The sequence below is a fragment of the Phocaeicola sp. genome, from assembly GCF_057861905.1.
This window is the reverse complement of record NZ_DBMACV010000023.1, coordinates 1-13,731: the sequence shown is the minus strand read 5'-3', so window position 1 is coordinate 13,731 and position 13,731 is coordinate 1. Positions and strand designations below refer to the sequence as shown.

General features: G+C 39.2%; 6 protein-coding genes and 1 pseudogene. 6 read left to right on the top strand and 1 reads right to left on the bottom strand.

Annotation, left to right across the window (positions count from 1 at the left end):
• Nucleotides 1-10 precede the first annotated feature (10 nt).
• Entirely contained in the window at nucleotides 11-3,226 is a 3,216-nt protein-coding gene (locus ACZM60_RS06420) for a SusC/RagA family TonB-linked outer membrane protein (protein ID WP_489521078.1), read from the bottom strand.
• Between the two features lie 333 nt (nucleotides 3,227-3,559).
• Between ACZM60_RS06420 and ACZM60_RS06415 the strand changes: the two are divergent.
• The 6 genes and pseudogenes from ACZM60_RS06415 to ACZM60_RS06390 all read left to right on the top strand — a co-directional run.
• Nucleotides 3,560-3,859: pseudogene (locus ACZM60_RS06415) on the top strand (two-component regulator propeller domain-containing protein); the annotation flags it as partial.
• Between the two features lie 54 nt (nucleotides 3,860-3,913).
• On the top strand, nucleotides 3,914-7,513 hold the full coding sequence (locus ACZM60_RS06410; RefSeq protein WP_489521088.1) for a hybrid sensor histidine kinase/response regulator transcription factor: 3,600 nt from the start codon (nucleotides 3,914-3,916) through the stop codon (nucleotides 7,511-7,513).
• A 42-nt stretch (nucleotides 7,514-7,555) separates the two neighbouring features.
• Nucleotides 7,556-8,413: a metal ABC transporter solute-binding protein, Zn/Mn family gene (locus ACZM60_RS06405; protein ID WP_489521077.1), complete on the top strand. Its 858-nt coding sequence runs from the start codon at nucleotides 7,556-7,558 to the stop codon at nucleotides 8,411-8,413.
• A gap of 8 nt (nucleotides 8,414-8,421) precedes the next feature.
• Nucleotides 8,422-9,189 carry a metal ABC transporter ATP-binding protein gene (locus ACZM60_RS06400; protein WP_021971628.1) on the top strand — a complete coding sequence of 256 codons (768 nt, stop codon included), beginning with the start codon at nucleotides 8,422-8,424 and terminating at the stop codon, nucleotides 9,187-9,189.
• 225 nt (nucleotides 9,190-9,414) lie between these two features.
• Nucleotides 9,415-12,750 carry a glycosyltransferase family 117 protein gene (locus ACZM60_RS06395; protein ID WP_021971627.1) on the top strand — a complete coding sequence of 1,112 codons (3,336 nt, stop codon included), beginning with the start codon at nucleotides 9,415-9,417 and terminating at the stop codon, nucleotides 12,748-12,750.
• Between the two features lie 103 nt (nucleotides 12,751-12,853).
• The gene (locus tag ACZM60_RS06390) at nucleotides 12,854-13,465 is read left to right on the top strand and encodes a polysaccharide deacetylase family protein (protein WP_340319928.1); all 612 of its coding nucleotides are present in this window, start codon (nucleotides 12,854-12,856) and stop codon (nucleotides 13,463-13,465) included.
• The last annotated feature ends 266 nt before the right edge of the window (nucleotides 13,466-13,731 follow it).

Sequence of the window (13,731 nt, the reverse complement as noted above, 5' to 3'; positions counted from 1 at the left end):
ATCCAATTTATTAGAATGTTACATTCAGTCCAAATACAAACTGACGAGGAGTAGGATAAGAGCTCATGTCTACACCCGGACGCAATCCATCGAAAGCAAAACTGTTAACTTCAGGATCATATCCACTATAATCTGTAATGATAAATGCATTCTTTACAGAAGCAAAAATCGATGTATTCTGGAAACCGATTTTCTTCATCCATGCTGAAGGAAGTGCATAATTCAATGTAATATCTGAACATCTCAAGTGGCTTGCGTCTTCTACGTAACGATCCATTACCATGTTCTGAACAATAAAGTTAGAAGAAGGATACAAATTTGAGTGATTTTCAGGTGTCCACATACCTTCGAAAGCTTTCTTCGATACTGCACCAGCCTTCTGTCCCGGAGTATTGATATAACGGTTATTTACATTGATGACATCACGGTCTTGCACACCATTAAAGGCAGCACTTAAGGTCAATCCCTTCCAAGACAAAGAAGTCTGGAAACCATATGTAAATCCAGGATTCGGGTCACCGATAATATCTCGATCAGAAGTATTTACAGTTCCATTGCCATCTCTATCTACAAATTTAATATCTCCTGCAGCAGGAATGCTTCCATTTACATCTTTATAGTAGCCAATGGAGCCATCTTCTTTTATAAATTTCACACCTTGATCTGTAATATCTTCGGGCTGTACGATTCCCTGTGTAACATACCCCAGAAACAATCCCGGAGCTTCACCTTGCAAGAATACATGTCCTACGCCAAAGTGATCACCCAGTGAATTTCCATAATAACCGATACGTTCACCTAAACACCCAAAATCAGTAGGCAGCAAACCAAGATTTACAATCTTACTCTTATTTTTTCCAATATTACCTGTAATACTCCATTTCCAATCTTTTGTATCAATAACCTGAGCAGTCAAAGAGAATTCTATACCTTTGTTGTCCAATGATCCTTGATTATAATAGGTAGAACTAAATCCTGCAGAGCCCGGTAAAGAGCGTGATATAAGCAAATCATTTGTCCGTTTTACATAGAAATCAAGTGTACCACTCAAACGTGAGCGCAACAGACTAAAATCGAAACCAGCATTCCATGAAGATGTTTTCTCCCAAGTTAAACCATCATTTGGTAAATTTGTAATCTGTAATACAGATTCTTGTTCACCATTTCCATTTCCATAATGATAATTACCATTTGAGCCATACATGGAGAATGTAGAATAAGGATCGATACTCTGGTTACCTGTTACACCATAACTTAAACGAACCTTCAACTGATTCAACCAATCAACATCTTTCAGGAATTCTTCCTGTTCCATACGCCATGCAACAGAAGCTGAAGGGAAATACCCCCAACGGTTTCCTTTACCAAACTTACTAGAACCATCGGCACGTAAGGAAGCTGTAATCAAATACTTGTCGAGGAAAGTCAAGTTTAGACGTCCCAGATAAGAAAGTAACTGATAGTCTTTTTGAGTCGGAGCTAAGTGCTGTACATTACCAGCCATATGAAGTCCGTTTTCTCTCAAATCGAACATTGTAAACTGAGTACCATTCGTATTTTCATTCAAGAAATTATAATCATCATAAGTTACACCCACAGTAGCATCCAAAGTTGCAATTGAGCCCAGTTTGGTATTATAGTTCAATACATTTTCAATAGTAACGTTACTTTTGTTCAAATTTGTCAGTGCCAGGTAACCATTATTATTCATACCTTGATACAATTGTAATCCATACCAACGTTTACGGTCATTCATGTTCAAGTTACCACCCACACGCAAGTTATAACGCAAACCTTTCACAATATTCCAGGACAAGTCCATAGAAGCATTGAATGTTTTATCATTAGCAACATCCACATAGTCATTCAACCAACTGAATATAGTTGTCTTATTTTCAGAACTAAAAGAAGGGTCATCTTCCGGCATTTCAAACGGAGCATAATCAAGAGCAGTACGAGAAATAGCTGTTGTAGAACCACCCAATGTACTACCGCCAGCCATCATGTTATTTTGACGAAGAGAACCACTCAATGTCATGTTCAAGTGTACAGTTTTCGACAAGTCCATACCGATATTAGCACGCAAGTCACCTTGTTTTAAACCGGTCTGCTTTACAGTACCGTTGATATCTTTGAAGTTTGCAGAAATATAATAGGTTGTTTTATCACTACCGCCACTTACAGACAATGAATAATTCTGAGAAAAAGCAGATGTATAAATCTCCTTCTGCCAATTACGATAACTAATTATATGATAAGTTTCCGGATTATTGGGATCATAATTTGCCAAAGCATCATTGTATACATATCTCACTTCGTCACCAACAATATAGAAAGGATATTGACCATTCGAAATACGTGAATTGATGTAAGCTGCATGTTCGTAAAGATTAGTCATCTCCATCAGTTTTGATGGCTCAGCTATTGTAAAGTTAGCAGAAACATTTACCTTTGCTTTACCTTGTTTACCTTTCTTAGTCGTAATCAAGATGACGCCGTTTGCACCACGAGAACCGTAAATAGCAGTAGAAGAAGCATCCTTCAAAATTGTAATATCCTCAATATCAGACGGATTTAATGAAGCAAGAGGATCCTGATTAATTTGAAAGTCACCACTGATACCAGAAGAAGCAAATTCACCTGCAGAAGCTTGCGGCACGTTATCAATAACATACAATGGCTGATTATCACCACGTAAAGAGCTGGCACCACGAATTGTGATAGAAGATGCAGAACCTGCCATAGCAGAAGAAGCACTAACTACCAATCCAGCAACTTTTCCTGACAAGAGATTATCAAGTGAAGTAGCTTTTGCAGCATCATTAGCATCCGGTTTCATGGTAGTTAATGCACCAGTTAAATCACCTTTACGCGCAGTACCATAACCTACTACTACAACTTCATCAAGAACTTCCGTATCTTCTTTCAACACAATACGGTTTCCTGTCATTTTAGAAATTTTCACATCTTGAGTTGAATAACCCACATAAGAAACTACGAGTGTATTACCAACCTTACCTTTTAAAGAAAAGTTACCATCGAAATCAGTAATTGTACCATCCGAAGTACCCTTTACTTGGACAGTAGCACCAATTATGCTTTCACCTTTTTCATCAACAACTTGTCCTGTAATCATTCCTTGTTGAGCAAAAGCTCCAAATGGAACTATTAACAAGAGCATTAAGAAGATACAAACCGAATGCACCTTAAATTGTATTTGTTTCATAGTTTTAAAGTTAATAAACGTTTTAATACCGCGGTTTAATAAACTCAAATTTTGTATAGCAAAGATGAGATATTCAGTTTTCTTCAATGTTCTAAAATCAATAATTTATTTCTAAAAATCAATAAAAGCATATTTCTGTATAAGAGAATAAGCTAATTAATCAAAATCGAACAACATTTAGACAAAAATGGAAGAGGAGTCACCAATCATTAAAGAAGACAGTCCAATGCACCAAGACCCAAACCGAGGAAATCCCATTTTTAGAAAATTATACAAGCTATTATCTATTTCAACCAAATTTAGTATTTTTGTCCTCAAAGTTTTACAAACGCTATGAAAGTCCATACTATACAATTTCTTTATTTTATACTTCTCCTGCTAATACCAACAAATATACAAGCAGATGAGTACTTATATAAGCAATTGTCCATATCGGATGGGTTTCCACCCTATATACAACATATCTATGCAGAAGAAAATGGTTTTGTATGGATCAGTAGCAAACAAGGGCTTGGCAAATTTAATGGTTACGAACTAAAGAGTTATTTTCATGAAGAAGGAAACCCTTTTTCTTTACCAGGCAATGAAATTTATCAAATAGAAGAAGATAGTTTACATAATCTTTGGATCCTAACAAATAACGGAACTGTAAACTACCAGCGAAACACAGATCATTTCACTCCAGTATTGGACGAAAATGGAAACATCATCAAAGCTACGGCATTTTGTAAATTGCCTGAACAAGTTTTACTGGCTGATTACGCTAATCTTTACCAATACGATTATCGTAAAAAGCAGATAAAAACATTAACGCATCTCAAGTTGACTGACTCTTTCCCTATACGTGAAATAATACCATGGGACAATCATACTCTACTCTGTATCAGCCAGTGGAAAGGTATAATCCTGCTTGATATACAAAGTGGAAAGAGAAAAGAATCTCCTTTACCCAATGAAAAAGAAATTACCCAAGTTCTAATAGATCGCAAAGGATATATATGGATTACAGCCTACAACCGAGGTATAACTTGTTTCGACCGGCAAGGTAACATTCAGGCAATTTATAATACCGAAAATCAAAAACTAAGCCATAATGTCGTTTTATGCCTAAGTGAACATGAGGGAAAGATATGGGCTGGAACCGATGGCGGAGGGATCAATATTATTAATCCTCAAACAGGGAATGTAAAAATTTTAAAACATTTATCAGGCGATAAAAACTCATTACCCATAAATTCCATACAAAGTCTGTTCCAACGCGACGGACAAGAAAATACATGGGCAGGAAGTGTTAAAGGAGGACTTATTAACATTCGTCACTACATTGTACATTCATACTCAGATGTTCCATTAGGATATACCAATGGACTTAGTGAAAAAGCTATACTTAGTTTTTTCCAAGAAACAGGGTCTGAGGACATATGGATAGGAACAGACGGAGGTGGCGTAAATCGTTTTAATCCACATACTAAGCAGTTTATACACTATCCAGCTACTTATGGAGAAAAAGTTGTATCTCTCTGCAGATATTCCCAACAAGAATTGCTTATTTCTCTATTTTCAAAAGGGGTATTTTTCTTTAATAAGCAAACAGGGAAAATACGTCCTATCAACGAAGGTAGTGCCGTTATCAATCAGATAGCATTATATGGTAGAAAAGGAATCAATCTATATCAAGATGAAACAGAATCAGTGTTATTGCTTTCGTCTGAAATATATAGATATTATTTGAAAAGCGGAAGACTACAACAATTGAGTGACAGCCAAATTTCAATTGAAGGACAAACTCTACCTATCGGATATGATAGTTTAAAAACTTATTTATATGATTTAAAGCACATCTATACCATAGACCATCGCAACAACAAAATAGAAACTATTTATACCTCGACCCAAGAAAACTATATAGAATGTGTCACAAAAAATGCAAAAGGTATTTTCTGGATTGGATTTAGTGATAAAATTCTCCGATATGATTCTTCTACACAATTGGAAACACAGATAGATGCTCCTCAACTAAAAAAAATCACCGCTCTTATTTCCGATCAGCACCAGCAAGTATGGATAGGAACCAATGAAGAACTTTTTGTATGGCTTGACAATGAAAATAAACTTATTTCCTTAGACGAATCTGACGGTGCCGAAGATAATGAATTTTTAAAAAAGGCAGTATGGGCTTCTCCACAAGGTGATATCTACTTGGGAGGTATTAACGGCATGTTGTATATTGATGGTAATAAAAGTAGCATCACCATCCCTACTTCTCCAAAACTCAAACTAACAGACATTATCAGTAACAATAAAAGTTATCTGTCCGATATCGACCAAGATGAGAATTCTCTCGATTTGTCTTTCGACAACAAAACGGTCATTATAAAGGTGATGGCTTACGAAAGTAATATTTTCAGGAAAAAGGTATACCGATGGTATATTGACGGTAAGGAAGAATCAACCACAGACAGCAAACTTCCTGAACTGACACTTCGCTCACTTACTCCCGGAACTTATCATATTTCGGTTTCCTGTAGCACTAAAGATGGCTCATGGACTACTCCACAGCAAGTCATCACTCTCCATATTCCGCCCGTATGGTATCAGACATGGTGGTTCAATTTATTATGGATACTCTTGGCCGCAGCATTGCTTATTGCGTTCATTCTCTATTTGTTAAATCGCAAAGAAGAACGGATGAAAGCTGATTTACAAGAGCATAAGCAGAAAATCTATGAAGAAAAGGTACGCTTTCTGATAAATATCAATCATGAATTGCGTACACCTCTAACACTGATTTATACACCACTGAACCAACTGGTAAAAACAATACCTCAGGATAATCCTATATATCCTACCCTCAGAAGTATTCTGAAACAGTCCAAACGAATGAAGGAACTACTGAATATGGTATTGAACCTGAGAAAAATGGAAATAGAGCAAAGTAAACTTAATATACAATCTTATCCACTGAATGAATGGATAAAGGAAATTGCAACTGATTTCAAATACGAGGAAGAAGATAAGCATATCACTATACTCTATGACCTGTCGCCCGAAATAGGAGAAGTAGAATTCGACCAGGAACGCCATATTATCATTCTTACGAATTTGATAGTAAACGCATTTAAACATAGCTCTACAGATAGCAGCATCACGCTACGTACAGAATTGACCGAAGACAAACAATCGGTACGAATCTCCGTCATTGATCAAGGACCCGGTTTGCAAGGAGTAGATACCGAGAAACTCTTTACACGTTTTTATCAAGGTGTGAACGAAAGGAACGGAAGTGGAATTGGACTTTCCTATTCTAAAATTCTGGTAGAAATGCATAAAGGAAAAATAGGTGTATACAACAATCCCGACAAGGGAGCATGTTTCTGGTATGAATTACCTGTCCATGCCCAATCATCCGAAATTTGCCCTCCACGTGAATATCTGAATGTTCTCACAGAAGCAGCTCCAGAAGAAGAGAAATATACGCCGATAGCCAACTCAATAAATACCAAAGACTATTCATGCCTATTTGTCGATGACAATGAAAGTATCCGGCAAATGGTAACGGAAGCTCTGAAAGACAATTTTAAGAACTTATACATTGCCTCAAACGGGAAAGAGGCTCTTCAAATAGCTCTTAAAGAAATTCCTGATATTGTTATCAGCGATATTATGATGCCAGAAATGAATGGATACGAACTATGTCGTAGAATCAAGGAAAATCTGAATATTAACCATATTCAGGTTATCCTGCTTACAGCACGTACTGACGAACAAAGCCATTTGGATGGATACAAAACCGGAGCTGATGCCTATATGGAAAAACCATTTGAGATCAATTCTCTTCTGGAAAACGTACGAAACCGGCTTTATTTACGTGAACAAATAAGGTTAAAATACACACACAATTCTATAACTGCCGAAACAGAAAAGCCCATAACTTCGGTTGACGATGCATTCCTATTCAAACTAAATAAAGTCATCGTTGAGAATATGGAAAACGATGAGTTAAATGTAGAATTTATCAGTCAGGAATTAGGCATCAGCCGCGCGTCATTATATAACCGTTTAAAAGCTCTGACTGGTATGGGAGCCAGCGAATATGTAAACAAGCTTCGTATAGAAAAAGCAATGGAATTGCTTCGGCAAACAGAGTTGAATATGACTGAGATAGCCGAACGTACCGGTTTCTCAACAAGCCGATATTTCAGTACAGCTTTTAAAAAATACACAGGTATTACTCCAACTCAATACAAAGAGTCACCCGACAACCTTAACACCCCATCGGGCAAATAAGATTTTTTCGTATCTTTGCCAAACACAATTAGTGGTAATTTTATGAAAAAATATATCATACTCTTTCTAAATCTGCTTGTATTAATGGGATGCAGCAGCCGACAGCAACAAACGCAACAAGCTACCCTGACAGTAAGCATTGAACCACTCCGTTATTTCACAGAAGCAATTGCCGGAGATAAATTTCAAGTAACCAGCATGGTACCGGAAGGAAGTAATCCAGAAACATACGATCCGACTCCACAACAACTTGTTACTTTGAGTCAAAGCGTGGCATTCCTGCGCATCGGTTACATTGGTTTTGAACAAGTATGGGCTGAGAAGCTCCAAAGTAATGCACCGAATGTTAAATTCTTCAATCTATCGGAAGGCGTAAACCTGATACGAGAAGATGACATTCATCATGGCAACCATTCGCATCCCGGCGGTGTAGAGCCTCATATATGGAGTTCTACCCAAAATGCTTATATCATAGCTGACAATATTTTCCATGCATTGTGTACACTGGATGCGGACCACACAGCATATTACAAAGAAAATCTGGCAAAGTTAAAGCAAGAGATAACACGTACTGACAACGAAATCCATACCCTCCTGCAAAATACATCGTGTGCCTTTCTTATTTATCATCCGGCACTATCCTACTTTGCACGCGATTATGGACTGGAACAAATCTGTATCGAAGAAGGAGGAAAGGAACCTTCACCCGCTCATTTACAGGCTTTAATCCGCCGCTGTAAAGAAAAACAGGTACAAGTTATTTTTGTTCAGAAGGAATTCGACACACGCAATGCCGAAATTATAGCCAGGGAAACCGGAGCCAAAATTGTATCCATCAACCCGTTGAGTTATAAATGGCAGAAAGAAATGACAACAGTAGCAAAGGCTTTAAGCGAATAAAGAGTATTATGGACAAACAGCCAATTATACAATTAAATCATATTTATGCAGCATACGAACGTAAGCAAGTGCTGGATGATGTCAATCTGACGGTATACGAAAAGGACTTTCTGGGAGTTATCGGCCCTAACGGTGGAGGAAAAACAACCTTGATAAAAATCATTCTTGGATTACTTCATCCTATTTCGGGGGAAATGTGTTTCTACAATGCAGGAAAGCAAGTACCAGAAATCAGTATGGGTTACTTGCCACAATATAACTCTATCGATAAGAAATTTCCTATCTCTGTATACGATGTCGTATTATCCGGACTGAACAAACAAAAATCCTTATTACGTTCGTTCACTGCCAAACAACATGAACAAGTACGAGCTATCATAACCCGCATGGGACTTGAAGGTCTGGAAAACAGAGCTATCGGACAATTAAGCGGCGGACAATTACAACGTGCACTATTAGGCCGTGCACTGGTTTCAGATCCTCAGGTCGTGATTTTGGATGAACCCAATACGTATATAGATAAGCGCTTTGAAGCAAAACTTTATTCTCTTTTAGAGGAAATAAACAAGGAACGAGCTATTATTTTAGTCAGTCACGATATTGGTACAGTATTACAGAATGTCAAATCGATAGCCTGTGTGAATGGCACATTGGATTATCATCCCGATACGGAAATTCCTACAGAATGGCTGGAAGAGCACTTCGGTTGTCCTATTGAATTACTGGGACATGGCAACCTGCCTCATCGGGTATTGAAAAGTCATCATCACGACTAAATAAACAACAAACTCGTTTTTACTTTTCCCTCTTTTATAAAATTTCCTCCTTATCCTTTTCTTGCAAAAAGGTCAAGCCTTCATGAATAAAAATGACGGATAAAAAAGATAAAGAGTGAAATCAATATGCTAAAAACCATGAAAATCCGTGTAATCTGCAATGAGAAAAAAGATTATCACTATCTTTGCGGACAATGAACTTTAATGAGAAACAAAATAACTCACATGAAACAGTACAACAAGATTAACAATCTGGTCGGGTGGCTGGCGTTCGTGATTGCAGCTTTTACATATTGCTCTACGATAGAACCAACCGCCAGCTTTTGGGACTGTCCCGAATTTATTACAACAGGATATAAACTGGAAGTAGGTCACCCGCCCGGCGCACCTTTCTTCATGCTTACGGCTAATCTTTTCAGCCAGTTCACAAGTGATCCTTCGCAAGTAGCCCGCATGGTAAATACCATGAGTGCATTGATGAGTGCAGCATGTATCTTGTTTTTGTTCTGGAGCATTACTTGTCTGGCTAAAAAGCTGATATGTCCGCGAGAAGAAGACATGACAACAGGCCGCCTGATTGCCATCATGGGATCAGGACTGGTAGGCGCACTTGCCTATACCTGGAGTGACACATTCTGGTTCAGCGCGGTAGAAGGTGAAGTATATGCATACTCCAGCTTGTTTACGGCCTTGGTATTCTGGCTGATACTGAAATGGGAAAACCGGGCAAACGAAGCCCATAGCGACCGATGGTTAATCCTGATTGCTTACCTGACAGGACTTTCTATCGGTGTGCACCTGCTGAACTTGCTATGTATTCCGGCAATTGTACTGGTATATTATTACAAGAAAAACCCCAATGCCAGCCTGAAAGGTAGTCTGATAGCACTTATCGGCTCCATGGTACTCGTAGCTGCTGTATTATATGGTATCGTACCGGGTATCGTAAAAGTAGGTGGATGGTTTGAACTCTTGTTTGTAAACGGACTGGGATTCTCATTCAATACCGGACTGATTATCTACATTATCATACTGGCTGCCAGCATCATATGGGGAGTATACGAAAGCTATACAGTCCGTAGCCGCAAACTCATGAATATCTCATTCCTCACAACTGTGGGTCTGGTAGGTATTCCATTTTACGGACACGGCTGGAGCAGTGTACTGATTGGCATCATCGTATTGGTTATATTGGCCATTTATTTGTTTGCCGACCTGCCCGAAAAACTTCGTGTAAGCGCACGTACACTGAATACCTCTCTGCTCTGCCTGATGATGATTGTAGTAGGATACTCTTCGTATGCCGTAATTGTAATCCGTTCATCAGCAAATACCCCGATGGACCAGAATTCACCTGAGGATATCTTTACACTGGGTGAGTATCTGGGACGTGAGCAATATGGTACACGCCCGTTATTCTACGGTCAAACGTATGCCTCAAAAATTGCACTGAAAGAAGTAGATGGCGGATGTACTTACGATATGACCGAAGGTGCACCGGTATACCAGCGCAAAGAAAAAGAGCGCCCGGATGAAAAAGACAGTTACGAGGTTGTACGTAATAAAACGGAATATAAGTATGCACAGAACATGCTTTTCCCACGTATGTGGAGTTCCGATCACGCCAAGGCTTACGAAGATTGGCTGGGAGGAGTAGAAGGACGCCAAGTTCCTTACGACCAGTGTGGAGAAATGCTGATGGTCAAGATTCCGACACAATGGGATAACATCAAGTTCTTTTTTATTTATCAGTTGAACTATATGTACTGGCGTTACTTTATGTGGAATTTCGCAGGACGTCAGAATGACATTCAGGGACAAGGAGAAATAGAACATGGTAACTGGATTACAGGTATTTCATTCATCGACAAGTATCTTGTAGGTGACCAAAGTCTGTTACCATCCGACTTGAAGAACAATAAAGGTCATAACGTCTTCTATTGTCTGCCGCTGATACTGGGACTGATTGGTCTATTCTGGCAGGCATACAAAGGAGAGAAAGGCATACAGCAGTTCTGGATTGTTTTCTTCCTGTTCTTTATGACAGGACTTGCCATCGTTCTGTATCTGAATCAGACACCTCAGCAACCGCGTGAACGTGACTATGCATACGCAGGTTCGTTCTATGCCTTTGCTATCTGGATTGGTTTGGGTGTAGCCGCTATCTCCGAATGGCTGAGCAAGCGTATGAGCGAAAAACCGGCAGCAATCTTGGCAAGCATCGTCTGCCTGCTGGTACCTGTACAGATGGTAAGTCAGACGTGGGATGATCACGACCGTAGCGGACGTTATACCTGCCGTGATTTCGGACAGAACTACCTGAGCACCGTACAGGACAAAGGTAACCCGATTATATTCACCAACGGTGATAACGATACATTCCCGCTCTGGTATAATCAGGAAACAGAAGGATTCCGCACCGATGTACGTGTATGTAACCTCAGTTACCTGCAAACAGACTGGTACATCGACCAGATGCGCCGTCCAGCTTACGATTCTCCGTCGGTTCCTATCAACTGGGAACGTATAGATTATGTACAAGGACACAACGAAGCTGTATATGTACGTCCGGAAGCAATGGAAACTATAAACAATTTCTACAAGCAAAATCCGGAAGAAGCCAAGAAAGAATTTGGTGATAACCCGTACGAACTGAAGAATATCCTGAAATACTGGGTACGCTCGCCGAAAGAAGGTTTACAGATGATTCCGACAGACAGTATTGTTATCAAACTGGATAAAGAAGCTATCAAACGCTCCGGTATGCTGACTCCTGATTCAATTCCTGATTATATGACTATTTCGCTGAAAGGTAAACGTCTGTTATATAAGAGCGAATTGATGATGCTGGAAATGCTTGCTAATACCAACTGGGAACGTCCGATGTATATGGCTATCACAGTAGGAACCGAAAATCAGCTGAATCTGACAAACAATTTCTTGCAGGAAGGTCTTGCTTATCGTATCACTCCTTTCGATAATGTCAAGTTAGGACGCCGTATCGATAGCGAAAAGATGTACACCAACCTGATGACCAAATTTAAGTTTGGCGGTATCGACAATCCTGATATTTATCTGGATGAAACGGTACTCCGAATGTGTGATACACATCGCCGCTTGTTTGTCCAGCTTGCCAGCCAACTGATAAAAGAAGGCAAGGCAGATAAAGCACTAAAAGTGTTGGACTACTGCGAAAAGGTTATTCCTAGTACGACCGTTCGTCACGACTATATTTATAGCAGCTCGAAGGAAATGGCAGACGATTATGCTCAATTGGGACAGACCAAAAAAGCAGAAAATATACTTGAACAATTGGCAAACAATTCTGTAGAGTATGCAAGCTGGTATCTGAGCCTTGACGAAGAACGTTTTGCCGGCTCGTACGAAGAATGTATGCGTCACTTCTATATTCTGGATGACGTATGCAAATCTCTGGCAAATCTGAAAGATGCCAAGACTGGCAAGGAACTGGAATCGGCTGCTCATTATGCACAGAAGTTCGAGCAACTTTATCAATTACTGGAACGCCGTGTAGGTAGTACACATCCGGAAAGTAAATAAAGATTATAATATAACACTATTTCATAAAACCACAGAGGGACAGAACTTGTAACCTTATAAGCTGTTCCCTCTGTGATTTTCTTTTTCGTGGCACATCAGAATCATGCTAATAGAACAACCACCCCAGATATTACGCCTGCTATACCCAAGTGCATTATGGCGTATGAACAAGAATGAAAAATCTGTTTATCTGACATTCGACGACGGACCTATTCCCGAAATAACACCATGGGTTCTCGACTTGCTCGACAAATATGGTATTAAGGCTACCTTTTTTATGGTAGGCGACAACGTACGCAAGCATCCTGAAGAGTTCCGCATGGTAGTAGAACGAGGACACCGCATCGGGAATCATACATTCAACCATATCAGAGGATTTGAATTCTTAAGCAAAAACTATCTTGCCAATACTGATAAAGCCAACGAATATCTGCATACAGATTTATTCCGCCCTCCACACGGACATATGCGGTGGCTGCAATACATGGTGCTAAAAAGGAAATACCGCATTGTGATGTGGGATCTGGTGACCCGCGATTACAGCAAGCGTTTAAATGGAAAACAGGTATTCGAAAACGTAAAGCGTTATGTCCGCAACGGATCCATCATCACTTTCCACGATTCTATCAAGTCGGAACCACGTATGAAATACGCCCTTCCCCGCTCTATAGAGTGGCTGCTGGCACAAGGATATACCTTCAAAGTATTCGACTAAAACAGCATAATACCAACATTTAGGTATTGCTGTTTTAGCTATATCCGGAAAATTCAGTCCGACAAATACCAAATTTTGGTGATTGATTCTTCTTCCTTACCTGAATAACTTTGCACCATCGAATAGAATGGCTTTTAAAAGGTATAATAGGTATAATATTTAAGGAACGTGAGTTCGATGAATTATAACTATTTGTAAATTTGGTGATTAGCGAAAATTGTTGTAACTTTATAGTGTTCAATTACAAAGTATTACAAACAATAATC